Origin of the sequence: Pandoraea commovens (assembly GCF_024704525.1) — a bacterium.
GTDB classification, from domain to species: Bacteria; Pseudomonadota; Gammaproteobacteria; order Burkholderiales; family Burkholderiaceae; genus Pandoraea; species Pandoraea commovens.
In genome coordinates this window covers 2969089-2991670 of sequence record NZ_CP102780.1, presented here as the reverse complement: position 1 = coordinate 2991670, position 22582 = coordinate 2969089, and the positions used below count along the sequence as shown (strand labels likewise).

The following is a 22582-nucleotide window of genomic DNA, read 5'->3' as shown; positions in this document are numbered from 1 at the left end:
GCTTATACGTTGGATACACCGGACCTATCCCGTCAACCAAGACTTCGAGAGTTTTCATGGATTTTCAGCTCACCGAATCGCAGCGCGAACTGATTGATGCCACCGAGAAGTTGTGTCGTCAGTTGCTCCCGTTCGCCAAGGAGGCGCATGAGGCCGAGACCAAGGGCGACTTCGCGCCATTGCAACGGCTACGCCGACAGATGGCCGAAGCCGGACTGCTGGCGTTGAACATGCCGCAGGAGTATGGCGGCATGGGCCTGCCGCTGCTGGAGACCCTGCTGCTGATCCAGACCATTCAGCGTGTCGACTCCACGCTGGGCGGTCTGGCGCACCGCACCTCCACCGGCGCCATCGGCGCCGTGCTGGAGCTGGGCACGCAGGCGCAGAAGACGCGTTTCGTAGGCGGTGTCGCACGCGGCGAGATCGGCGTGTCGATCGGCATCACCGAGCCGGATGCGGGATCGGCCGCCACGGCAATGAAGACGCGCGCGCGCATCGAGGGCGACGACGTCATCATCAATGGCCAGAAGATCTTCATCAGCGCGGCAAAAGGGCATCACTACACGATGCTCTATTGCCGCTTCGGCAACACCGGCCGTGCGAGCGACATCGGCGCGATCATGGTGCCGCACGATGCACCCGGATTCTCGTGCAGCGGCGGGACGTTGAACATGGCTGGCGAACGGCAGTATGAGCTGTACTTCGACGACTGCCGCGTGCCGAAGGCGAACATCCTAGCGGAGAGTCGTGCATTTGCGAAGCTGATCAGCGTGTACAACGTGGAGCGGCTGGGCAGCATCTCGCGCATGCTCGGCTCCGCGCAGGCGGCGTTCGAGTTCGCGTTGCAGTATGTGCAGGAGCGTAAGCAGTTCGGCCGCGAACTGGCCGACTTCCAGGGTTTGCAATGGATGCTGGCCGACATGAAGGTCAAGCTCGAAGCAGCCCAGATGCTGACCTACCGTGCGGCATCGAACACCGCAAGCGGACTGCCGTCGCCGCTGGAGACGTCGGTGGCAAAAGTCTACGTCGCACAGGCCGCGAAGGAAATCTGCGACGACGCTATTCAGCTTCTCGGCGGCTACGGCTACATGGCGGAGTATCCCGTCGAAGGGTTGTATCGCGAGGTGCGCGGCGGATCGATTTACGGCGGCACCCTGCAGATTCACAAAAACATGATCGCCGGGCACCTGCTTGGTCGCAAGAACAGCCAGTGGGCACCGACGTCCGGGGAGTCAGGCGAATGAAAGCCAGTGCGCTTGCCGACCGGGAGCCGGTCATCGTCGACGTCGTGCGCACGCCTGTCGGGCGTCGCAATGGCGCGCTCAGAGAATGGCATGCTGCGGCGCTGCTTGCTCAGGTCCTGAGTGCAGTGCTGGTGCGCAACGGCGTGCCAGCAGGCGATGTCGACGACGTGGTCGCCGGATGTGCGACGCAGGTGGGCGAACAGGCTGGCAACATTGCCCGCACCGCGTTGCTGATGGCCGACTTCCCGGTGACGGTGCCGGGAACGACCGTGCAGCGTGCCTGCGGATCGTCGCAGCAGGCCATTCACTTCGCCGACAACCTGATTCGTAGTGGCACGTGCGACGTGGTCATCGCGGGTGGCGTAGAGCTCATGTCCACAACGCAAGGCGGGAACGACGACACACGTTACGGACGCCGTTATCCCGAGTCGCTGGTGGAGCGGTTTTCGATGCCCTCTATGGGCATAGCAGCCGAGCGCATCGCCGCGCACTGGAAGCTGGGACGTTCCTATCTGGACGAACTGGCGCTGCGCAGTCATGCACTGAGCGCAGCGGCGCACGACGCCGGCAGGTTTTCGCGCCAGCTTCTGCCCATAGCCGGGGCCGATGGCCAGCCCCTCACGCGGGACGAAGGAGTACGACGCGATACCTCGTTGGAAAAGCTGGCCTCGCTGAAACCGTCATTCCGTGAAGACGGCAGGGTAACCGCAGGCAACGCCAGCCAGGTGTCCGACGGCGCAGCAGCCGTGCTGCTGATGACGGCCGCGAAGGCGCGTGAGTACGGCTTGCGTCCGCGTGCCGTATTGCGTGCGCAGCTCGTTGTCGGCGTCGATCCGGCAATGATGCTCACCGGCCCGATTCCGGCGACACAGCAGATTCTCGCGCGTACCGGGCTGGCGCTCGAGGACATCGATCTGTTCGAGATCAACGAGGCCTTCGCATCGGTGTTGGGCGCATGGCTTGCCGAGATCAAGCCCGATCTCTCGAGAGTGAATGTGAATGGCGGCGCCATCGCAGTGGGGCATCCGCTCGGGTCGACGGGGGCACGCCTGATGGCCGGTTTGGTCGACGAGCTGGAGTTGCGCGGTGGTCTGTACGGATTGCAGTCGATGTGCTGCGGCGGCGGACTCGGTACGGCGACCATTGTCGAACGTGTCGAGTGAGGCGGCCCGCAAGCGACGAATGAGGAGTGTGACGATGACAGAGATCGACCATTCTCTGATTGGCACGAGCGCACCGCCGTTTCTGGTGGAAGTCGAACGCGGGGCGATTCGCAAGTTCGCAGACGCGATCGGAGACGACAACCCGCTGTATCGCGACGAAGGATTCGCGCGTCGACACGGCTACGACGGCATCGTGGCACCGCCCACGTTTCCGACCTGCTTTCGCGCCCCGAAGGATCCCCCCTGGATGGCGACGCTGGACCGGCGTCGCATCGTCGCCGGAGAGATGGGGTTTCACTACGCTCAGCCCATCGTGGCGGGCATGCGTTTCGAATGCCGCCTCCAGCTCGTCGGCGTCGACGAAAAGACAGGCGCGCGCGGTGCAATGTCGCTGATGCGCCAGGTGATGTCCGGCTACCGGATAGGCGACGACGGCGTGGCTCGGGAATGCGTGTTCACGGTGCGCCGCACAACCGTCTATCGATCGGCGCAGCAAGTCGCGTCGGGGAGTCTGGCATGAACGAGAAGCCGCTGTTGCAGGCGCGCGTAGGCGACACCTTCGCGCTTTCGATTCCGGCGGTGACGACCACGCAGCTCGTGAGATATGCGGGTGCGTCGGATGACTACAACCGTATCCACTACGACCAGCACTATGCGCAAGAGGCTGGTCTGGGCGGCGTGATCGCCCACGGCATGCTCACGATGGGATTCATGGGGCGCGCGGTATCGGACTGGGCGGGTCCGGCGGCGGCCATCGTCGACATCGAGGCGCGCTTCAATGCGCCGGTGAGACCGGGTGACGTGGTCGTCGTGACGGGCACCGTGGCAGACAGCGCCCCCGGCGGCGACGGACGTCAGCGTCTGCGGTGCGAGATCGTGGCACGCGTCGGCGAAAAGACGGTCGCCAGTGGTGCTGCCGTGGTGGCCGCGACGTTGGCGCACTGAAGAGGTTGCAAGCGCTGTCGTGCGTCGGCGACGCCGGGCACGACAAACAGAGATCGTTTTGACGTCTTTCGAGGAGGCTTCCGTGACTACCACGTTCGATGCCAGCCACTTTCGTCACGCGTTGGGGCGCTTCGCCACCGGCGTGACCATCGTCACGACCACCATGCCCGACGGCACGCCGGTGGGGCTGACGGCAAACTCATTCAATTCCGTGTCGCTCTCGCCGCCACTCGTGCTCTGGAGCATCAATAAGCGCTCGCGCAGTCTGGAGGTATTCGAGACCTCGGGACGCTTTGCTATCAATGTATTGTGTGCAGATCAAATGCCGCTCGCAGCGCGGTTCGCGTCTCCGGTGCCGGATCGCTTCGAAGGCGTGGAGTGGCGCAGCGGCCGTGGCGGCATGCCGCTCTTCGACGGGTGTGTGGCGTGGTTCGAATGCGATCTCGCCTTCAAGTACGAGGGCGGCGACCATTTCATCTTTGTCGGCGAGGTGATGGATCTGCATCACTGTGACCGGGTGCCGCTGCTGTATGCAGGCGGGGCGTATGGGGTGCCCACGCCACACCCGGATATCGCGCTAGGCTAATGGAGGGGCGGCGAGCTATTTGCCTCGCCGCGTTATTCCCAGAGGAGCGATTCCGCGTCCAGCTTCTTTTCCAGCGCGCGCACTTCTTTTTGCAGGAGTCTGGCCATCTCGATGCGTCGCGCGCCGGAAAGCCGCGATTCGATAGCCGCAATGCTGATCGCCGCATACGGTGCACCCTGACGCGGACGGATCGACAACCCGATGGCCGACACGCCCGGCAGCACATCTTCCTCGTTGATTGCATAGCCGGCGTCCGTCGATGCTGCAATCGCCTTTTCCAGTCGTGACTGAGTGAAATTGCCAAACGTATTGAGACGTCCTGCATTGGTCGACATGACACGCTCGCGTTCGTCGGGCGGCAGCGAGATGAGCAGGGCCAGACTGCCCGCACCGACACCCAGCGGGCGTCGACCGCCAATTTCCAGCGTGCGCGTCTGAATCGGGTAGCTGCCTTCGAGCAGATCGATGCAGACGGCGTCGAGGCCGCTACGCACCATCAGGAAGACGGAATCGCCCGACTTGTCGGCCAGTGTTTGCAGTGTGGGCTGACAAAGCTCGCGCAAGCTGAAATGCGGCGACGCAGCGAGTCCCAGTTCGTAGACGACGTGGCCGAGATGATAGTGCCGCGTCTCCCGGTTCTGCATCAGCATGCCCTGCGCGACAAGTCCTTTGACGATACGGTGGGCGGTCGGACGTTCGAGCGAGAGCGCGTCGGCAATGTCGGACAGGCGCAAGCCCTTCATGCCGTGCGCGGCGATTTCTCGCAGAACGGTCACGGCCCGATGGACGCTCTGAGTGCCGAGCGGCGGTGCGTTGCCGACGGGCTTCCCAGTGACCTTGTTGGCAGCTTTCACGGGTTGACCGGAGGCGCCCGCCTTGGCTTTCGCATTGGCGGACTTGGGCGCTATTTCGACGCTTTTCGTGGGCACGATGAAATGGGGCAGGGGAGTGAGCGCAATATTGAGATCCTACTATATCGGCGCAGCCGAATGTGGCGCGCAAACGTCGACCAGAGTATCGTGGTCGACTGCACAAAACATCGGCGCCGATCCCCCTTCGGACGCCGTCAGGATCAGGAGACACGCAGTGCGCAAGACAAGAATTGCCGGACTAGGAGTGTGCCTTATGACGATGCTTTGCGCGCCGGGCATGGCGCAGACCTCAACCGATACCACGGCGGCGACGGCGCCTCAGCGAGACGCGTTTTTCTGGCTGGGCGAAATCAACAAGGCGTCGCTCGTCATCAACACTCGCCAGGGGTTGCTGGATGCGAAGCTGGCGCCGCACATCGCTCAGGGACTCGATACGGTGCTGCGCGCGGGCGATCAGCCGGGCGGCGCGCGTCCGGATCTGGTGATCACGTTCGAACCGTTGCTGATCAAGGCGGCGGGCGTCGAAGCGACACTGCTGCATGCCGGACGCTCCAGCCAGGACATGCTCGCGACAGTGCGCGCTGCAATGTATCGCGACCGGTTGCTCGTCCTCGCCGCCCAATTGCGTACGACGACCGCCACGCTGCGCCGGCTCGCGCAACAGTACGAATCGACCGTCGTGCCCAACTATACGAATGGCGTCGCAGCGCAGCCGAACAGCTACGGGCACTATTTGTTGGGTCATGTGGCCGGATTGCAGCGAGACGCTCAACGTCTGCATGAGCTGTATGCACGGGTGGATCTGTCGCCGATGGGCACCACCGTGCTCAATGGCACCAGTTGGCCGCTCGATCGCGACAAGATGGCGCACGCACTCGGCTTCGCCGACAAGGTCGACAACGCGTACGATGCCGCCCAGATCGCGGCGACGGACTTGCCGGTGGAGATTGGCGCACTGTCGACAAGCATTGCGCTGCATACCTCCGCGTTTGTGCAGGATGTGATGGTGCAGTACGCGCAGCCACGTCCGTGGATCTTGCTGCGCGAAGGCGGTGGCAACACCTACGTCTCCAGCGCCATGCCGCAAAAGCGTAACCCTGGGCTGCTCAACGACACCCGAACGGCGGCGTCGATGGTCGTGACGCTCGGCGTCGGGCGTGCGATCACCGCGCACAACATCCCGCCCGGGATGAGCGATGCAAAGCACATCGACGAAAACATGGCGGTACTCGACAAAACGACGGCGCTGCTCAAGCGCTGGGATCGTGTGCTCAACGCACTGGTGATCGATCCGCAGCGCGCGCTCGACGAACTCGACAGCGACTGGACGGCGTCGCAGGAAGTCGCCGACGTGCTGATGCGCGACTACGGACTGCCATTCCGCGTGGGGCATCACTTTGCGTCGGAGATCGTCGATTACGCCAAGGCCAACGACCTGCGTCCAAGCCAGTTTCCCTACGTCGAGGCGCAGCGCATCTTCAAGCAGACGCTCAGTGAGATGAAGGTGAGCGGGGGAGACCTACCGATGAGCGAGGCGCAATTCCGCGCGGCGCTCGATCCGGTCGCCATCGTCAAACATCGTGCAACGTCCGGTGGCCCGCAACCGGCCGAAATGAAGCGCATGCTGGCGCGCACGGATAGCGAACTTAGCGCCGACGGCAAGTGGATCGATACCCATCGTCAGACGATCGACCGGTCGCTCGCGTCGCTGGACGGGGATTTTCGGAAGTATTTGACGGCGAATTAAGGCTTGAGAAGCCGTCGCCATTGCCGGACGATCGCCGCGTCGTCCGGCATATCATTTAGACGCATGCGACTCGGGTGCGGAGGTCGCTATCACCAGCGAACCGTCTGCCCCCGGTAATCCCGATACTCCAGCCCCGGTCGCCCACGTTTCGCGAGAAGCACGTCCACGACACCGGGGACACTTTCGTCAATCGACAGTCGCCCCTCGGGGCCGCCCAACTCGGTACGCACCCAGCCCGGTGCGACGAGCAACATGGCGCGCTGCGTGGCCGCTGCCTGACGTGCCGCAAAGCTGCGCATGAACTGGTTCAACGCAGCCTTGGTGCCGCGATAGAGTTCGCGCTGGCCGGATTCGTTATCCGCGATGCTGCCTTGCCCCGACGACATGATGCCGATGAGACCATCCGTGGGCACAAGGTCGCACAGTCGTTCTACGACCCGCATCGGACTTAACGCATTGGTGATCATGAGGTCCACGAAGTCCTCGGTCGACACCTCACCGATGGTCTGCGTCGGATCGGGGTTCGTCGTTCCCGCATTGACGAAGAGAATGTCGAATTTCCGTTGATCAAGCCGCTCACGCAGAGCCGTGATCTGCTCCGGGCGCGTGATATCGAGCGTCTCGATGTCGACTTGTTCGGGGTGCGCGGCGGCCAGATCGTGGAGGCGCGTGCCGTGGCTGCCCGCTCGTACCGTCCCCACAACGCGCCAGCCGCGCTCGACGAATTCGACGGCCATCGCATGCCCGAGGCCGCGCGACGCGCCAACGAGCAAAATGGTGGGTACGGAGTCGATGGATTTATGCATGGTGTTCTTCCTTGACGGGTTGACCTGGTGAATTTTCCAGCGCTCCCTTCGGTTGCACAAGACGCCTCACCTGCAATCATCGTTTGCGTCTGACGCCATCCGTCGCGGATTTTGGCTTATCCTGAGCGAATGTCACGTATCGACCTCAACCTTCTGACTGCGCTGGATGCCCTGCTGAGCGAACGTAGCGTTACGAAAGCGGCTGAGCGCATGAAAATCAGTGTGTCCGCCATGAGCCGGACGCTCACACGCTTGCGCGCGACGACCGGCGACCGCCTCTTGTTGCAGGCAGGGAGAACGCTCGTGCTGACGCCGTACGCGGAGCGTTTGAGTCAACGCATCCCGGCACTGGCCCGCGAAGCCGAAGCAGTACTGAGTCGGGCCGAATATCGATTTGATCCGGCCACGCTCGAACAGCGCTTTACGTTGCGAGCGGGGGAAGGGTTCATCGACTTGCTTGGCGCGGCGTTGGTGGAACGGATTCATCGTGCAGCGCCGGGCGTGCAGTTGCGCTTCGCGCCCAAGCCGGACTGGAACGCGCAGCCGTTGCGGGAGGGTTTGATCGATCTGGAAATTGGCGTCGTCAAAGTGTCGGCACCGGAGGTGCGCGCGCGTCGGCTCTTCCGCGACCGATATGTCGGCGTGTGCCGCAAGGGGCATCCGTTGCGGGGCAAGAAGCCGATCACCATCGAGCGATGGCTGGCGTATGGCCATGCGATGGTTTCACGCACCGGCGACGCTGAAAATCCGGTCGACGCGGCATTGGAACTTGGTGGGCGGAGGAGGGCGCTGCCTATCGTCGTGCCGTCCTACACGAGTGCGATGCAACTGGTGCGCCAGTCGGACCTGCTCACAGTCATTCCCCATTCCTGTCTGGGCCATTCGCGTTCGCCAGACTATGCGGCGGAACAAGGCTTGCAGTCATTTGTTCTGCCAATCGAAGCACCGGAATTCAACGTCTCGGCAATCTGGCACCCCCGCCTCGATCATGACCCCGCGCAGTGCTGGCTTCGCGCGCAGGTCATGGCGGTGTGCGCTGCGCTTTATCCGGAGTGAGGAAGGAGCGAGGAGGAGTCAGTGGAGCAAACGAATGATGTCGTTGGCGATTGATCCTGCAAGACCATAGAGGGCAGCGGCAATGACGATCGGGTTCATGATGTCTTCTCCTTGATCCGTGATTCGGTGGGTGTGTCGACTTTCGACGTGTCGCGTCAGTCGGTGAATGAAGTATCGGCATTCGCCTTAACATCCGAAACTGAGACAAATACAAGTGCGTGCTCAGCCGCATTGCGCTTAGGTCAGGGTCGCCTTGCCACCACCATTCCGCCGTTTCGCCACAAGAATCGCGACGACCGAAACCACACCGACGACCGATACCGCAGCGATGAAAATGCCCGGCGCGGCGTGGTCTTGTGTGAGGCCGGTCAGCAATGAAGTCACCAGCGGCGTAAATCCCCCGAGCAGCGCCGCAGCGGCGTTGTAGGCAATGGCAAGTCCGCTGAACCGCAGGTTCGTTGGAAACAGGTCGGCAGCCAGCGAACCGAACGTTCCTGCAATCAGCGATACGATCAGTGCCGCCACGCCAAACAGCAGATATGGACTGATGGCACCGTTCGCTACCGTGACATAGAACGGATAGCCGCCCGCCGAAATCATCACGGCCCCGATCAGGTAAAGCGTCGGCTTACCAAGGAAATCGCTGAGATACCCCACGATCACGATGAAGATCGACAAGGTGGCAATGGAGAACATGACAAGTTTGCTTGCCACGTCGGGCGAATACATTGCGACTTGCGTCAGATATGGGACCATCGCGACGCTCAGCAGTGCGATGAGGGCTTGATTGAGCCCGACGATGCCAATCGTGGCGATGACCTGAAACCAGTGACGCTGCAAGACCTCGACCGCCGGAAGCTTCGTGCGCTTGTGCTGTCTGATCGACAAGAAGAGTGCCGTCTCCTTGAGTCCGCTACGCATCAACGCACCGGCAGCCCCGAGTGCGCCGCCCACGAGAAATGCCGTCCGCCATCCGTAGGCCAGCATTTCCGCGTCCGTCAGCCAGGCGTGCAAACCGATACTGACGATGGCCGCCAGCAGGCTCCCCGAGTTCACACAAGCAAACATGACCCCGCATGCCAATCCGCTTTTCCTGGGGGCCGACTCGACAACATAGGCAATCGCGCCAGGCAACTCTCCGCCAATACACGCGCCCTGTAGAAAACGTAACGCCACGAACGCGATGCTCGCCGTCACGCCAATCGACTGATAAGACGGCATGAGGGCCATGCCCGCCGTGGTCGCGGTCATCAGCACGAGCGAAAGCTGGAAGGCCATCCGACGTCCGAACTTGTCCCCAATGTGACCGAGAATGATCCCGCCAAGCGGGCGCGCTAGATAGCCCACGGCAAAGGCAGCAAACGTCGCGATCATCGACGTCGCCCCGTTGCCCGTCGGGAAAAAGGACTTCGCCACATAAGGGGCAAAAATGCCGTACACGATGAAGTCGTAGAACTCCAGTCCACCGCCAACACTAGCCAGGAAAATCGTTCGCCAGTCGACCGGCTTTTCGGACACCCCTTCCGCGCCGTGCGGAAATGTCTGATCGTCTAACACCATGTCATTTGCTTTCATTTGACGCTTCCTGTCTGCCGTGTCGTATGCGCTTCGGTGCGCTTGTCGTTATCAGCCATCAAATCCTGCATTGCCGTTATGCGAACCCGGCAGCTTTCGATGCGCTTAGTACGGCTTGCAATCGACGCTCCCGACGCGCCGTGGTGGCCGCCTTAAGTCGCTCGACGACAGCAGCAGGGGCTGTCTCGGGAACGCCCGCCTGAAACGGCGGCTCCGGGTCGTATTCGATGAGCAGTTGAATGCCCTGTGCGACGTCAACGCCCGCCAGTTCGCCGACGACTTTGAGGGCCATGTCGATGCCCGCAGTCACACCGCCGGAGGTAAAGAAACGACCGTCGATCGTCATTCGATCCCGGCTCGGGATCACACCGAAGTACGTCAGGAATTCGACGGCTTGCCAATGACAACTGGCGCGACGCCCGGTCAGGCATCCGGCGGCCGCGAGGAGCAGGGAACCGGTACAAATGCCGAACACGTAACTGCTGTGGGCGGCCTGCGTCTGCACGAACGCGACGATGGACGGGTCAAGCATCGCGTCGTCTACGCCGGGACCGCCGGGCACAACAAGCAGGTCGTACTGGGGAGCGTTCTCGAAGTCGACAGTCGGCGTGAACGCAAACCCTCTGCCACAGAGTACCGGCGACATCGTCGAGGCGACGAGATCGACCGTCCAGCCGGGCACGGCGCTCAGGACCTCCAAAGGCCCGGTCATATCGAGCTGGGTCATGCCCGCAAACATCACCACACCCACACGGAGTTGCGCATTCGTCATAACATCGGTCTCTCGTCGAAAGTGAACGATCCGATTCTAGGTAGCGAGGAATGGAAAAAAACTCAAAAACCCCGCCTTTTCCGTCACCGCCGACGCGTCGCGTCGTTTTTCTTGTCTACGACGGCTACCAGCCACTCGATCTGGTCGGTCCGATGCAGGTCTTCGCGCTGGCGAACCGGGACGTTCTCCATCCGCCTTACGAACTGACGACGATCACGGCGACACCCGGCCGGGTGCATGCCAGCGCAGGACCGGACATTCTGGTGGAGGAAGGGCTGGAGAGGCTCTCGCAAGCAGATACCGTCATCATTCCGGGCGGCCCCGGCGTCGACGCGGCTTGTACCGACATTGGCATCACCGACGCGATTTCCCTCGCGCAACCCACTGTCCGGCGGCTCTGCTCTGTGTGCACCGGTGCCTTTCTGCTGGCGGCCACCGGGGTGCTGGACGGACGTCGCGCGACGACCCACTGGGGGCGTTGCGATGCACTTCAGGCCGCCTATCCAAACATCGACGTTCAAACGACACCGATCTTCGTCAATGACGGCAACGTCTGGACATCGGCGGGGGTCACGGCGGGCATCGATCTCGCGCTGGCGCTGGTGGAGCAGGACTGCGGCTACGGCGTTGCTGCGTCGATTGCCAGAAAGCTGGTCGTCTATCTGAGACGCCCGGGAGGGCAGGCGCAATTCAGCGAAACACTGTTGATGCAGGAAAGCGCCGGTGCACAGGAGTTCTCCGCGTTGATGACAAAGGTCTCCGTAAGCCCGAATAAGCGCTGGAGTGTGGAGGAGCTAGCCGCCGAGATGGGCCAGACACCGCAAACATTTCAGCGACGCTTTAAGCTTGCCACGGGATGTTCACCATACGCTGCCGTACAGGATGTACGGCTTGCGCGGGCCAGATTGATGCTCGAGACGACAACCAGCGGTATTTCACTCATCGCTGACCGGTGTGGGTTCGCGTCGGAAGAGCAAATGCGTCGGGCATTCCAACGGAAATTCGGATTGCCACCTGCGGCGTTTCGAAGTCATTTTGGGATTGAGGGGTGAATCATGCGACTTTCATTACACTTAGTGCTTGCGACGACTTTGATGACTATGGTCACGAGCAGCTTTGCCGTTCTCCCACCCAAATACCTTGGGATTAAGGATTTCGACAAGTGCCTGACTGACAGGCAAGTCGACACATACAGGGCGCTGTGCATACCGGCCAGCAAACCCAAAGCCTGTCCGAGATTAAGCTGGAAACAACTACGTTCATTGAAGGGCCAGGACCGCATCCCCCGATGTTCGGAAAAGTGATTGCTATATTGAGTACGTTTTTAGATAGGAAAGCACCATGGCCAAGAAGAGCGATGGCGAAGTACAGGCTGAAATCAACGCGCTGACGGAGTTGCTACCGAAACTTCCGCAGCGCGCCCGGCAGGCAGTCGAAGCCGCCATTGAAGTTCTGCGAGACGACTTGTCGAACGACGCGATCCACGAGAAGTTCGAGGAGGGCACCGAGGAATTTGAGGACGCATTGACGGCATGCCTGTGGCGCAACGGCGTCGCGGGTAGCGACGCGCTTTCGGCGTGGTATCGGGAACTGATGTGATCATGAATTACGGCGAGGGCACGGTGCCGCACCCGGCGACAGCGTGAAACGCAAATGCCCCATCGCGTTCGGTGACGCGTCCGATGCCGGGAAAGTCCAGGTGCGCACCGGCCACATATAGATTCGGTTGCGTCTGACGCTGAAGCAGCGATTTACGCGATGCCACTGCCGTGGTCGGGTCATCGTCGTATTCCCAGGCGATGTCCGGATGAAAAAACTGCACGGACGGCACATGAACGAGATCGCCCCAAGCCAGCAATCGGCCCGCGCTGCTTGTCGCTTCGTAAGCGGTGTGACCGGGGGAATGGCCGACCGCACGGATTGCCGAAACGCGATCCGTAATACGCGCGCCATCTTCAACCACGCACACGCGGCTGCGTAGCGGCGCAAGCCGTCCGGTGAAGACGGATATCTCCTCCTTGGCGACGAACACCTGCTTTAGCCTCGGAAAGGCTTCCGAGCCGTCGGGCGCGATCAGTCCATTGACATGGTCTTCATGGGTATGAGTCAACGCCACGTACGACACCGAGTCTCGTTCCACACCGGCCTCTTTCAGACCTTCCAGAAGTGTGCCCGTCGTGTCGTGCCAAGTATTCGATGCGCCGGTATCCACGAGGACCGAGACGTCCTTGTCGATAATCAGAAACGCATTGACCGACAAGCGCAGATGTCCGTCGACTAGCTTCAGGCCAACGGGCGACGTACTCAGAAGAGCACCTGAACCAGTGCGCAAGCGAGTCGGCGGCAAGTCGGCATATCCGTCGCGAAGCGCAATGATCTGCAGCTCACCGAAGTCGAACGACGCGTGGTTCTTTCCCTGAGATTTGAGCTTCATTTGTTTTGTGTGCACACAAGAGGAGGGCGCCCCGATGATGGCCTCGCGGCCACCGTCACAAAAGGGCTATGGGCCGACGCTCTTGATGCGCAGAAAAGTGGTGTATAGATGTCGATCCGAAATCGGCAGACAGACAACTATCCATGAAGCGCATATCGACGTACGGCTTGTTGCTATGGTTTGCGACCGTTATGTTACCGGCTGCCCACGCCGAACGTGCGGCAGACATCGATCCTGCCGCGTTGACCTCGACAGTCTGGCAAACCACAGCGGTGTATGAAGGGGAAGATCGATCTCGGAACGTGATGGACCGTTACCCGGGCGTCGTGGGGATTTCGATCTGGGATGCGAGCAGCAACCGATTTGAATACTTTGATCCGGCGACAGGGCTATCGAGGCGCACTCAGGGCGGCGAGGGCTACTTTCTCATCACTGGCGACCGACGCCATCAGATCAACGCCTTCGACGCTGGGGGCAAGCCGCTGGTGCGCCGCCTGGAAGTGCTGAACGAGCACGAGTTTACCTATTCCAGAGTCGTGCCACGGAACATGGTCGACGGGAATCCGAATGTCACGATTCGTGTCGTCCATACCCCGTATGTCGGCTCGTTTAGCATTCACTTCAGCGAGCGAGAGTCCACGTCCACGCGTTGATGCGTGATGACATCGACACAATGCCGGTGATAACGCTCACCGGCATTGGTCAAGGCGAAAGGCGTGTGCTGCGGTTGACCAGCGCCACGCCCGGCGTCGCCTCCGTCCGCTTGAGGCGAGACGTATTTCAGCGCTGCGGCAACTTCAGGATCTGGGCCGTCGTCAGCACATCGCCGAAGGTGTCTTCGATCTCCGAGAGGGCCGCCTGATGAAGCGCGGCGCTCTTGACGCGGGTGCCGTCGAGGCGCTGAATGTCACGGGTCGCGGACGCGTCCGATGCCACCACGACGCGATAGCCCAGCGGTGCGGCGTCACGGGCGGCACCGGCGACGCAGGCGTGCGTCATCAGGCCTGCGATCACCACCGTATCGATGCCCTTGGCCTTGAGGCGTTTGTCAAGGTCGGTGCTCGCGAATACGCTCACGGTCGTCTTCTGCAAAACGGTGTCGCGAGCACGCGGTTCGGCACCGGGTGCGAAGTCGACGGTCTTGCCGCCCAACGCAAAGACGGCGGAACCGGCGGGGGCCACGTGCTGAACCTGATAGACCTCGATACCGGCACGGTCGGCCATGTCGATCAGCTTCTTCGTATTGGCCAGTGCCTGTGCACGATCCGGGATCGGCATACGACCGGTGAAGTACTCGTTCTGGAAATCAATCACGATCAGGGCCGTACGCTTCGGGTCCAGATGGTCGATCGGTGTCGCGCCCGACATGGCACGGATGGTGGGCGCAGCGGCGGCCTTGTCTGCTGCGTGTGCAGTGGCGGACACGGCGGCGGACAGCGAGAGACCGAACGTTACGAGTTTTAAAGTCTTGAGTAGCAAATGCGTCATGATGAGGCTCCTGGGTTGTCGGTTCAAAGGAGCGCCCAGTCTAGGGACGTGCGCCCATACCGACCAGATGTCGCCGCACACATCATATGTGCATCCGCTGCACAAATGGATTTGGGGAATCGGGCGCTCATGGCGACTTGTGATGCGCCCTGAGACTGAATGTACAACCCGGTCGGACGCGGATTTCCGACGCACCCAAACTCGTTGGGGCGAAGGTATTGCGCGCGATATCCTCACACAGACGCTCCGGCTTCTATTCACCGGGCCTGCGACCTGACTTCCATCGAAAGTGCCCACTACGCAGCAGAACCGGGGCGCCGTGACACAACAGCAGATAGCGTTCAGCGGTCTTTTCGATGGAAGCTCTGTGCGCTTTGAAGGCAACCATCAGATCATCGACATGGCACGACTTTGCGTCGAAATGATCTTCCAGTGCTTCCGCTGAGATCGCACACACAATTCGCTTACGCTCACAGTCCGCAGCAAATTCGATCGTCATGTCGTCTGCGTTATACGCGGGCGCGACGTGCGGGAATTCAATCTTCACGGTGTTCGCCATCGAAATAGGAATCGCCAGTCGGAGCGACGGTGCTGTCATCCAGGCAAACGCTTTGCATCGGCTCTACCACCTGACAGGGCCATCCAAAGCGATCGGCAATACGCCTGCGCAAGCTGTCGGCTGCGGCAGGCTCGCCATGATTCAGGAAGATGCCGCCCACCGGTTTGCGAAACTTCGAAAGCCAGTTCAAAGTTTCGACGTAGTCTGCGTGAGCAGATAGCGTGTCGAGTTGAACGACTTCCGCATTGACGTGAACGTAATCACCAAATATTTTGACTTCGCTGCCGCCGTTCACCATGGTCGAGCCGCGCGTACCCGGCGCCTGAAACCCGGTGAAGAGCACCGTGTTTCGCCAATTGCCGCTCATCACCTTGAGATGGTGCAGGACACGTCCGCCCGTGGCCATGCCGCTTCCCGCGATGATGACGGAAGGCATCGCGCGCGTGTCCAGCCATTTGGACTGATCGACGCTGGTGACGAACGTGGCTGCGCCGCACATTTGCGCGCACTCCGACGCACTCAAGCGCTGGTCGGCAAGATGTGAAGAGTAGGTTTTCGTCACATTGATCGCCATTGGGCTGTCCAGATAGACGGGCACATCGGGCATCTCTCCGGCCGATTTCAGCCGGGCAATCCAGTAAAGCAGGCTTTGCACCCGTCCAACGGCAAACGCGGGGACGATGACACTCCCTCCGCGTGCAAACGTCCGATGCAGTATCTCCGCCAACTGAGCCCCGGGATCGGTGCGGTCATGCAGACGATCCCCGTATGTGGACTCAAGGACGAGGAAATCCGGCGTTTCGGGATTGGCCGGTGCGGGCATGATCGGATCGTCGGTGCGACCAAGATCGCCCGAGAAGAGAATCCTCCTCCCGTTGGCATCCACCTGAGCCATCGCGGCCCCAAGGATGTGCCCCGCATGCCAAAAGGTCACTTGAACTTCCGGGCAGACCTCAAACGGGGTGTCGAACGCTCGCGGCGTCAATCGCTCAATGGCTCGCCGGGCATCGCCCGTCGTGAAAAGCGGCAGTGCAGGGTGGTGTTTCGACTTGCCGTGACGGTTCAGGAAGTCGGCTTCCTCCTCTTCAAGATGCGCACTATCGAGCAACAGAATCTCGCATAAATCTCGTGTCGCGGACGTGCAATAGATCGGCCCGGCATACCCTTGGCGAACGAGCACCGGAAGATAGCCACTGTGGTCGATATGGGCGTGTGTCAGCACAACCGCATCCAGACCCCGGACATTGAACGGCGGGGGCGCCCAATTGCGGTTGCGTAGATTCTTGACACCCTGAAACAGGCCGCAATCCACCAGCACATTCCTGTCCGCGACGCGAAGTAGCGTCTTCGATCCGGTTACCGTGCCCGCAGCACCGAGGAAACTCAATTCCATGAAGGCACCTCTCGCGTCGACTCGGCAACGGAATGTCGCCGGGCAATCACAGCATAGTCGTCCGGTACCTGGAGACACGATTTCAGAACCTGCCACGTTGATGTGCGTCAAGGAGGTGGCTCATGCCAGCGCACGCTCAGGCGACGTTGGGCTACCGTCTAATCGCAACATTGACCGTCGCCGCGTAGATCGACATCTGCGGCACAGTCCGAACGCGTCAAACTCAGCGAGGACGACACAATGTCTCATCGAATCCTGCTCGCCATCGACGGCAGCGAAACCTCATGGCACGCCTTGCGCGAAACGATCCGATTCGCCATGCCGGACGACGTCGTCCGAGTCGTCAACGTCATCGACGATCCGTTCGCCCACTATCAATCTGCGTTTTCTTCGTACATCGACCTCGAAGCCGTAAGAGAGTCTTTGATTGCGGAGAGCCAGGAGATATTGAGCACCGCTTACAAGCGGCTGCATGAAGAAGGTATTCAAACGGATACCCGCTCCATCGACCTACGGACGTGGGGCGGCACCATCGCTGGCGCCATTATTCGTGAAGCCCGGCGTTGGCAAACCGACCTTCTGGTCCTTGGCACGCATGGACGCAAGGGCGTTCGCCGCATGCTGCTCGGCAGTGTGGCTGAGCAAGTCTTGCGGCACTCGCATCGCCCCGTCATGCTGGTCAAAGAATCTACGACGCTGCCTACGGGGGCGGCCAGCGTACCGACTGCTGTCGCGGAGAACTGACACCATGTATGAACGAATCCTGGTTGCCATCGATGGCAGCCCCACGGCGGACACCGCCTTCGACTATGCGCTGTCGCTTGCCAAAGCGCGTAAGGCGAAATTGCATGTGTTGTTTGTCGTCGATATTCCCGTGGCCTACATCAGCGACGCGGATCCGTTTCCCTTCATCGAAGCTTTGCGAATTCAGGGGAACAGCATCCGGGAGCAAGCCACGAAGCGCCTGAAGGACGAGAAGGTCGCGGGCGACGTGGAGATCCGTGAACTCCTGCCGCTCGGCGGCGATGTCGCGTTTCAGATCAACGCCGCAGCGCAAGAATGTCAGGCCGACCTGATCGTGATCGGGACCCACGGTCGGCGCGGCGTGCGACGTCTGACGCTGGGCAGCGTGGCGGAAAACTGCGCCCGGCAGGCGCAGCGGCCCGTCATTCTTATCCCGCCGCCAGGAACCGAGGGATTCGCCGAAGTGTTGTAATCCGCCAGTGCGCGAAGACTTGCGCCGCCCGGGAGTCGCGCGTGTAGAATCGATTTCATGGATGTCCGGGCATGGACATCCCGAAACGACGTACACGATCCAAAGGCGGACGCATGATTCGCATCATCGTGACAGACGACCACACGTTGGTACGTGCCGGATTGCAACGCATTCTGGCAGGCACCGGCGATATCGAAATCGTTGGGGAAGCCTCGAACGGCGCGCAAGCGCTGGCGCTGCTCGCGGATACGCCGTGCGATGTCTTGTTGCTCGATCTGTCGATGCCCGGGCGTAGCGGCGTCGACCTCATCGCGCAGATCAAGGCGTCGTTTCCCCACCTGACCATTCTTGTCCTCACGATGCACGGCGAAGAGCAGTACGCCGTGAGAGCGCTCAAGGCCGGGGCGGCAGGCTATCTGACGAAAGAGAGTGCGCCGAACGAACTGGTGAGCGCCGTACGCAAGGTCAATGACGGTGGGGTTTACCTGAGTCCCTCGATGGCGGAGCGAATCGCCCGGGATCTCTCATCTGCCGCCATCGAAGGCCCAAGTTTTCGTCAACTGTCCGACCGTGAGTTCGATGTTTTTCTGATGCTTGCCCGTGGTCTGACATTGGGTGACATCGCTAGTCGCCTTTGCGTGAGCGCCAAAACGGTCAGCACGTACAAGGCACGCGTACTGCAGAAGCTTCAACTCAAGAACCAAACCGACCTGGCGCATTACGCGATCCGCCACGATCTGCTGCGCGATAAGCTCTGAGGCGCGTCTTGTAGTCCGTTGCCTACAGGCTGTCATACCGGCTGACATCAGATCGCGCCCGTCGCTTATTTTTTTTCCCCGCTTCGTCTCCGATACTTCAGACGTGATGACACGATGCTGAATTGCCGGAGTTTGCCATGCATGCCATTTCCCGCCAGTTGGACACCGTCCCCGTCGAAGCCCCTCAACACGTGAGGGTGCATCGCGCCTTCGACGTCGTCGAATCCGCAAGCCCAAGATGTAGCACTTGTCTGATGCGCCGGTTCTGTCTGGCCGAAGGACTCAATGATGAGTCGATCCGCCGTCTGGACGGTGTGACACGTGTTCGGCGCACGGTTCGCCGCGGCGAAGTGCTGTTCCGACCGGGGGACACGCTCGAGTACATCTACGCCGTGCGCGCCGGTTCGTTCAAGACGGTGCTGACACACCCCGACGGACGCGAGCAAGTCACAGGCTATCTGCTTGGCGGAGAGCTACTGGGTCTGGGAGGCATTGCCAGCGGCCGATATGTCTCCGAAGCCGTGGCCCTCGAAGACAGTCAGGTCTGCGCAATCCAGTTCGCAGAACTGGAGGCCGTTGCCGCGAAGGTGCCGGTCGTGCAGCATCAGCTTCATCGGCTGATCGCCGCGGGCATCGTGCGTGAACAACAACAATTACTTCGTCTGGGAACGGCTCGCGGGGAGGCCCGACTGGCGAGTTTTCTGCTGGACGTGTCATCGCGGCTGGCCGCGCGGGGATACTCACCGAACGCGTTCCTGCTTCGCATGACGCGCGAGGAAATCGGCAGTTTTCTTGGACTACAACTTGAAACTGTCAGTCGCATGTTCTCCCGCATGCAGGCACAGGAAGCGTTGCGGGTACGCCAACGCGAAATCACGCTGCTCGATACGCAGCGACTGAGTCAAATGGCGAACGCCGTTCAGTAATCGCGTTACATTCACGGAGCACGACGGCATGCGAGCGATGCAACTCTCCAAGTCTGACGGCACGCTCAGACTCGTCGACATTCCTGTGCCGACGCCAACCCCCACACAAGTGCTGATACGTGTCAGTGTGTGCGGGGTTTGCCGCACCGACCTGCATGTCGTGGATGACGAATTGCCCGGCGTGCCCGACGGCATTGTTCCCGGCCACGAAATCGTGGGGATCGTCACGGCCACAGGGGCGAGTGTAGGGGATTTACACATTGGCGACCGTGTCGGTGTGCCGTGGCTGGGATCGACCTGTGGCCGCTGCCGTTTTTGCCTGAACCACAAAGAAAATCTCTGCGAAGCGGCGCAATTTACCGGGTATACGCTCAACGGTGGTTACGCCGAATATGTCGTCGCCGAAGCGCAGTTCACCTTCAGGCTCCCTGATGCCTATGATGACGCGACTGCCGCGCCGTTGCTGTGTGCTGGCCTCATCGGCTACCGATCACTCAGCATGACCGGCGACGCGCGGCGTCTGGGGATCTACGGTTTTGGCGCTGCGGCCCATCTCATTGCGCAGATCGCGAGCGCTCAGGCGCGCGAAGTGTATGCCTTCACCCGGCCGGGCGACGACGAAGGCGCGACGTTCGCCCTCTCGCACGGCGCCCGTTGGGTTGGCCCGAGCGATGCGGATCCGCCCGTTCCGCTGGATGCCGCCATCATCTTCGCGCCGGTCGGCTCACTGGTGCCTCAGGCGCTCGCGGCCGTCGACCGGGGAGGCGTCGTCGTGTGCGCCGGCATTCATATGAGCGACATCCCGAGGTTTGCTTACCGACTGTTATGGGGCGAGCGTCAGGTGCGCTCCGTCGCGAATCTGACGCGCGCAGATGGTCTGGCATTTCTCGCCCTTGCCGAGAGGATCGCGTTGAAAGTGGCCACGACAGCGTACCCGCTCGAAAAGGCCAACGCAGCACTCGACGACCTGCGTCGCGGTGCCATCTCGGGCGCTGCTGTGCTCCGAGTGCGGGCGGCTGCCTAGATATCCGCCTGCGTTCAATGCGCTGCAGGCGGCGTCGAAGCCGAGGGTTCCAGCGGAATGATGGTGGTAACCACGGTGCCGCCCTCCAACGGGCTGCGGACTTCCAGCGTCCCACCAAGCAGGCGTGCCCGTTCCCGCATGCTGATCAGCCCCAGGGAATCCGGTTTCGGACGCGTCGGCGGCAATCCTCGCCCGTTGTCGGAAATACGAAGTCTGTACTCCCGGTCGCAGGTCAATTCGACCGTAATCGCGGTGGCATGCGCGTGTTTGGCGACGTTGTTCAGGGCCTCCTGCACGATACGGAACAAGGTCGTCGCCACTGCCGGTGCGACAGCGGGTAACCCATGGGTGCCCGTCACATCGACGGCCATGCCATAGCGACGTGAAAACTCCTGCGCATACCATTCGATCGCCGGACCGAGCCCCAGATCGTCGAGCATCGGCGGACGCAGATCCGCCGCCATCTGGCGAACTGCACTGACCATGCCGTCGATCGATTGCTCGATGCGCTTGACGTCTGCCGACACTGCGGGCTGCCCGTCCAGCGCTTGTCTGAGCATCGCCGCGTCCATTTTCAAGGCGGTGAGACGTTGGCCGAGATCGTCATGCAGCTCTCGCGCGATACGGGACTTTTCGTCTTCGCGAACCTCCTGAAGGCGCGCGTTAAGTTTCTCGAGTTCGTGGCGGGATGTTTGCAGAGCGCTCGCCATCTGACGTTGTTCCGTGACGTCACGCAACACGACCGTAAAGAACTTGCCTCCGGCGTCGGCACTCTGTGAAATGGACGCCTCCATCGGAAATTCCTCACCGTCCGCTCGCAGCCCCCAGAGCGCACGACCGCGTCCCATCAATCGCTCCGACACCCCGGTCGCACCGAAGCGTTCGATGTGCTGAAAGTGGGCGCCGCGGAATCGTTCGGGAATGAAGCGTTCGATCGGTTCGCCGATCACCTCCATGGCGCTGCACTTGAAAATGCTCTCGGCGGTCGGGTTGAAGATCTGGATTCGCTGCTGGGCGTCGATGGTGATGATCGCCTCCCGCACCGATTGGATGACGCTGAATAACCGACTTTCGGAGCGTTGCTTGTCGATGGCCTCTCGCTCGTTGACCGCCATGGCGTGCCGACGGGAGAGCAGGGCGACGACCCAGGCGAGTACCGTGATGACGCTCAGCAAGATGCCAAAGGCAAGCGCCCAATTGGCGACGCCCGCGCCGCGCAGTGCAGCAAACTCGCCCGAGGCCGTGTAGGCCAGTTCCAGCGCTGGCCGGTCCGCGTAAGTCACGTTTGCGACCGTCCGATAATCGACCGGCGGGCGCGGCTCTGCTGGCGCGCGAGGCGAGAGGCTGTCGAATATCAGTTGCCCGGGCCCTTTGTCGCCGTCCACGGTAATTGTCAATGTCAGGTCATGAAGCAGCGGTCCGATGGCCGCGTGAACCAGCGTATCGACATTGGCGATGGCATAAGTACAGTCAGGCGACGGCCCCTTGCTCGTCAGAAAGACAAGTGATGGCGGAGTACCGGACACGGTGGCGCTGGCAAACAGGCGTTCCCGAACATCAGGGCCGGAGGGAAGGCGCACGCGGTCTCGGGTGCCGAGCACTGACTCCCCGCTCGGTGAGTAGCCGGACGTTCTAACGATGTCCCCACCTGATTGCTCGCACTTGCCGAAACTTGTGAGACCGGGCAAACGTTCCGACAGCTTCATCCCTTTGACGTAATCCATCCAGCGGGCGTCGCCGGGCTTGGGCGTAGCGGACAGGAGGTCGGACGCGCCATGCAAGGCGTCCCGGTAGGCGGTCAGTGCAATCGAAAGCTTGTCGGTGGCCGCGCTCGTGCGCAAGGCAAATCGCGCATCGACATTGCTCTGAAGCGCTGTCCGGACTGAGAGCCAGTTGGCCAGCGCAACAACCACACACATCACACAGAGCATGGCGACGACCACGGCATCCGCCCGGCGGCGCGAAGGGAATTGCGTGCTGCGAAGCGTTCTGACCATCGATCGCCCCGATTCAAGAGT

Annotated in this window: 24 protein-coding genes; 15 read left to right on the top strand and 9 right to left on the bottom strand. The window is 61.4% G+C overall.

Going from position 1 to position 22582, the window contains the following annotated elements:
* Positions 1-56 precede the first annotated feature (56 nt).
* The 5 genes from NTU39_RS13780 to NTU39_RS13760 all read left to right on the top strand — a co-directional run bounded on the left by NTU39_RS13780 (position 57) and on the right by NTU39_RS13760 (position 3938).
* Positions 57-1244, top strand: a complete 1188-nt coding sequence (locus NTU39_RS13780; protein ID WP_257957853.1) for an acyl-CoA dehydrogenase family protein — start codon at positions 57-59, stop codon at positions 1242-1244.
* A complete protein-coding gene (locus tag NTU39_RS13775) occupies positions 1241-2407 on the top strand; it encodes a thiolase family protein (RefSeq protein ID WP_257957852.1) in 1167 nt (388 codons plus the stop codon). The genes NTU39_RS13780 and NTU39_RS13775 overlap by 4 nt, the downstream gene beginning before the upstream one ends.
* A 34-nt stretch (positions 2408-2441) precedes the next feature.
* Complete coding sequence (locus tag NTU39_RS13770; RefSeq protein ID WP_150662643.1) at positions 2442-2927, top strand: FAS1-like dehydratase domain-containing protein; 486 nt, start codon at positions 2442-2444, stop codon at positions 2925-2927.
* Entirely contained in the window at positions 2924-3352 is a 429-nt protein-coding gene (locus tag NTU39_RS13765) for a MaoC/PaaZ C-terminal domain-containing protein (RefSeq protein ID WP_257957851.1), read from the top strand. The genes NTU39_RS13770 and NTU39_RS13765 overlap by 4 nt, the downstream gene beginning before the upstream one ends.
* Positions 3353-3434: 82 nt before the next feature.
* Positions 3435-3938 (top strand): flavin reductase family protein, encoded by a 504-nt coding sequence (locus tag NTU39_RS13760; RefSeq protein ID WP_046293714.1) that lies wholly within the window; start codon positions 3435-3437, stop codon positions 3936-3938.
* 32 nt (positions 3939-3970) lie between these two features.
* On the opposite strand, the gene NTU39_RS13755 is transcribed toward NTU39_RS13760, so the two are convergent.
* Positions 3971-4792 (bottom strand): IclR family transcriptional regulator, encoded by an 822-nt coding sequence (locus tag NTU39_RS13755; protein ID WP_246184381.1) that lies wholly within the window; start codon positions 4790-4792, stop codon positions 3971-3973.
* A 271-nt stretch (positions 4793-5063) separates the two neighbouring features.
* Between NTU39_RS13755 and NTU39_RS13750 the strand changes: the two genes are divergently transcribed.
* Positions 5064-6557 (top strand): lyase family protein, encoded by a 1494-nt coding sequence (locus tag NTU39_RS13750; protein ID WP_150662640.1) that lies wholly within the window; start codon positions 5064-5066, stop codon positions 6555-6557.
* A gap of 89 nt (positions 6558-6646) precedes the next feature.
* On the opposite strand, the gene NTU39_RS13745 is transcribed toward NTU39_RS13750, so the two are convergent.
* A complete protein-coding gene (locus tag NTU39_RS13745) occupies positions 6647-7363 on the bottom strand; it encodes an SDR family oxidoreductase (RefSeq protein WP_150662639.1) in 717 nt (238 codons plus the stop codon).
* A 129-nt stretch (positions 7364-7492) separates the two neighbouring features.
* Here NTU39_RS13745 and NTU39_RS13740 point away from each other — a divergent pair, with 129 nt between their 5' ends.
* Positions 7493-8419: a LysR family transcriptional regulator gene (locus NTU39_RS13740; protein ID WP_150662638.1), complete on the top strand. Its 927-nt coding sequence runs from the start codon at positions 7493-7495 to the stop codon at positions 8417-8419.
* A gap of 237 nt (positions 8420-8656) precedes the next feature.
* On the opposite strand, the gene NTU39_RS13735 is transcribed toward NTU39_RS13740, so the two are convergent.
* Positions 8657-9994 carry an MFS transporter gene (locus NTU39_RS13735; RefSeq protein WP_150662637.1) on the bottom strand — a complete coding sequence of 446 codons (1338 nt, stop codon included), beginning with the start codon at positions 9992-9994 and terminating at the stop codon, positions 8657-8659.
* Positions 9995-10070: 76 nt separating this feature from the next.
* Complete coding sequence (locus tag NTU39_RS13730) at positions 10071-10766, bottom strand: DJ-1/PfpI family protein (protein WP_257960027.1); 696 nt, start codon at positions 10764-10766, stop codon at positions 10071-10073.
* Positions 10767-10816: 50 nt separating this feature from the next.
* On the opposite strand from NTU39_RS13730, the gene NTU39_RS13725 reads away from it, so the two are divergent.
* Together NTU39_RS13725 and NTU39_RS13720 are read left to right on the top strand one after the other, a co-directional pair.
* The gene (locus NTU39_RS13725; RefSeq protein ID WP_257960026.1) at positions 10817-11818 is read left to right on the top strand and encodes a GlxA family transcriptional regulator; all 1002 of its coding nucleotides are present in this window, start codon (positions 10817-10819) and stop codon (positions 11816-11818) included.
* Between the two features lie 289 nt (positions 11819-12107).
* The gene (locus tag NTU39_RS13720; protein ID WP_257960025.1) at positions 12108-12365 is read left to right on the top strand and encodes a hypothetical protein; all 258 of its coding nucleotides are present in this window, start codon (positions 12108-12110) and stop codon (positions 12363-12365) included.
* 7 nt (positions 12366-12372) lie between these two features.
* Here NTU39_RS13720 and NTU39_RS13715 read toward each other — a convergent pair whose 3' ends face one another.
* Complete coding sequence (locus NTU39_RS13715; RefSeq protein WP_150662633.1) at positions 12373-13200, bottom strand: MBL fold metallo-hydrolase; 828 nt, start codon at positions 13198-13200, stop codon at positions 12373-12375.
* Between the two features lie 143 nt (positions 13201-13343).
* On the opposite strand from NTU39_RS13715, the gene NTU39_RS13710 reads away from it, so the two are divergent.
* Positions 13344-13853 (top strand): DUF4822 domain-containing protein, encoded by a 510-nt coding sequence (locus tag NTU39_RS13710; RefSeq protein WP_257960024.1) that lies wholly within the window; start codon positions 13344-13346, stop codon positions 13851-13853.
* A gap of 127 nt (positions 13854-13980) precedes the next feature.
* On the opposite strand, the gene NTU39_RS13705 is transcribed toward NTU39_RS13710, so the two are convergent.
* The 3 genes from NTU39_RS13705 to NTU39_RS13695 form a co-directional block, all read right to left on the bottom strand.
* Positions 13981-14688, bottom strand: a complete 708-nt coding sequence (locus tag NTU39_RS13705; protein WP_150662631.1) for a cysteine hydrolase family protein — start codon at positions 14686-14688, stop codon at positions 13981-13983.
* 253 nt (positions 14689-14941) lie between these two features.
* The gene (locus tag NTU39_RS13700; protein ID WP_150662630.1) at positions 14942-15235 is read right to left on the bottom strand and encodes a DUF1488 family protein; all 294 of its coding nucleotides are present in this window, start codon (positions 15233-15235) and stop codon (positions 14942-14944) included.
* Positions 15225-16640 (bottom strand): MBL fold metallo-hydrolase RNA specificity domain-containing protein, encoded by a 1416-nt coding sequence (locus NTU39_RS13695; RefSeq protein WP_257960023.1) that lies wholly within the window; start codon positions 16638-16640, stop codon positions 15225-15227. The genes NTU39_RS13700 and NTU39_RS13695 overlap by 11 nt, the downstream gene beginning before the upstream one ends.
* Positions 16641-16880: 240 nt before the next feature.
* Between NTU39_RS13695 and NTU39_RS13690 the strand changes: the two genes are divergently transcribed.
* The 5 genes from NTU39_RS13690 to NTU39_RS13670 all read left to right on the top strand — a co-directional run bounded on the left by NTU39_RS13690 (position 16881) and on the right by NTU39_RS13670 (position 20564).
* Positions 16881-17384: a universal stress protein gene (locus NTU39_RS13690; protein ID WP_150662628.1), complete on the top strand. Its 504-nt coding sequence runs from the start codon at positions 16881-16883 to the stop codon at positions 17382-17384.
* 4 nt (positions 17385-17388) lie between these two features.
* On the top strand, positions 17389-17856 hold the full coding sequence (locus NTU39_RS13685; RefSeq protein WP_257960022.1) for a universal stress protein: 468 nt from the start codon (positions 17389-17391) through the stop codon (positions 17854-17856).
* 113 nt (positions 17857-17969) lie between these two features.
* Complete coding sequence (locus tag NTU39_RS13680; protein WP_150662626.1) at positions 17970-18614, top strand: response regulator; 645 nt, start codon at positions 17970-17972, stop codon at positions 18612-18614.
* Positions 18615-18868: 254 nt separating this feature from the next.
* A complete protein-coding gene (locus NTU39_RS13675) occupies positions 18869-19540 on the top strand; it encodes a cyclic nucleotide-binding domain-containing protein (RefSeq protein ID WP_257960021.1) in 672 nt (223 codons plus the stop codon).
* Between the two features lie 28 nt (positions 19541-19568).
* The gene (locus tag NTU39_RS13670) at positions 19569-20564 is read left to right on the top strand and encodes a zinc-dependent alcohol dehydrogenase family protein (protein ID WP_257960020.1); all 996 of its coding nucleotides are present in this window, start codon (positions 19569-19571) and stop codon (positions 20562-20564) included.
* A gap of 14 nt (positions 20565-20578) precedes the next feature.
* Here the strand turns inward: NTU39_RS13670 and NTU39_RS13665 are convergent, their stop codons facing one another.
* Positions 20579-22507, bottom strand: coding sequence for a PAS domain-containing sensor histidine kinase (locus NTU39_RS13665; protein WP_257960019.1), 1929 nt, complete (start codon positions 22505-22507; stop codon positions 20579-20581).
* Between the last annotated feature and the right edge of the window lie 75 nt (positions 22508-22582).

Bases quoted from the DNA above. Each gene is read 5' to 3' on its own strand.
- NTU39_RS13780 (WP_257957853.1), top strand. From the start codon at position 57: ATGGATTTTCAGCTCACCGAATCGCAGCGCGAACTGATTGATGCCACC.
- NTU39_RS13775 (WP_257957852.1), top strand. From the start codon at position 1,241: ATGAAAGCCAGTGCGCTTGCCGACCGGGAGCCGGTCATCGTCGACGTC.
- NTU39_RS13770 (WP_150662643.1), top strand. From the start codon at position 2,442: ATGACAGAGATCGACCATTCTCTGATTGGCACGAGCGCACCGCCGTTT.
- NTU39_RS13765 (WP_257957851.1), top strand. From the start codon at position 2,924: ATGAACGAGAAGCCGCTGTTGCAGGCGCGCGTAGGCGACACCTTCGCG.
- NTU39_RS13750 (WP_150662640.1), top strand. From the start codon at position 5,064: ATGACGATGCTTTGCGCGCCGGGCATGGCGCAGACCTCAACCGATACC.
- NTU39_RS13745 (WP_150662639.1), bottom strand. From the start codon at position 7,363: ATGCATAAATCCATCGACTCCGTACCCACCATTTTGCTCGTTGGCGCG.
- NTU39_RS13740 (WP_150662638.1), top strand. From the start codon at position 7,493: ATGTCACGTATCGACCTCAACCTTCTGACTGCGCTGGATGCCCTGCTG.
- NTU39_RS13735 (WP_150662637.1), bottom strand. From the start codon at position 9,994: ATGAAAGCAAATGACATGGTGTTAGACGATCAGACATTTCCGCACGGC.
- NTU39_RS13730 (WP_257960027.1), bottom strand. From the start codon at position 10,766: ATGACGAATGCGCAACTCCGTGTGGGTGTGGTGATGTTTGCGGGCATG.
- NTU39_RS13725 (WP_257960026.1), top strand. From the start codon at position 10,817: ATGGAAAAAAACTCAAAAACCCCGCCTTTTCCGTCACCGCCGACGCGT.
- NTU39_RS13720 (WP_257960025.1), top strand. From the start codon at position 12,108: ATGGCCAAGAAGAGCGATGGCGAAGTACAGGCTGAAATCAACGCGCTG.
- NTU39_RS13715 (WP_150662633.1), bottom strand. From the start codon at position 13,200: ATGAAGCTCAAATCTCAGGGAAAGAACCACGCGTCGTTCGACTTCGGT.
- NTU39_RS13710 (WP_257960024.1), top strand. From the start codon at position 13,344: ATGAAGCGCATATCGACGTACGGCTTGTTGCTATGGTTTGCGACCGTT.
- NTU39_RS13705 (WP_150662631.1), bottom strand. From the start codon at position 14,688: ATGACGCATTTGCTACTCAAGACTTTAAAACTCGTAACGTTCGGTCTC.
- NTU39_RS13695 (WP_257960023.1), bottom strand. From the start codon at position 16,640: ATGGAATTGAGTTTCCTCGGTGCTGCGGGCACGGTAACCGGATCGAAG.
- NTU39_RS13690 (WP_150662628.1), top strand. From the start codon at position 16,881: ATGTCTCATCGAATCCTGCTCGCCATCGACGGCAGCGAAACCTCATGG.
- NTU39_RS13685 (WP_257960022.1), top strand. From the start codon at position 17,389: ATGTATGAACGAATCCTGGTTGCCATCGATGGCAGCCCCACGGCGGAC.
- NTU39_RS13680 (WP_150662626.1), top strand. From the start codon at position 17,970: ATGATTCGCATCATCGTGACAGACGACCACACGTTGGTACGTGCCGGA.
- NTU39_RS13675 (WP_257960021.1), top strand. From the start codon at position 18,869: ATGCGCCGGTTCTGTCTGGCCGAAGGACTCAATGATGAGTCGATCCGC.
- NTU39_RS13670 (WP_257960020.1), top strand. From the start codon at position 19,569: ATGCGAGCGATGCAACTCTCCAAGTCTGACGGCACGCTCAGACTCGTC.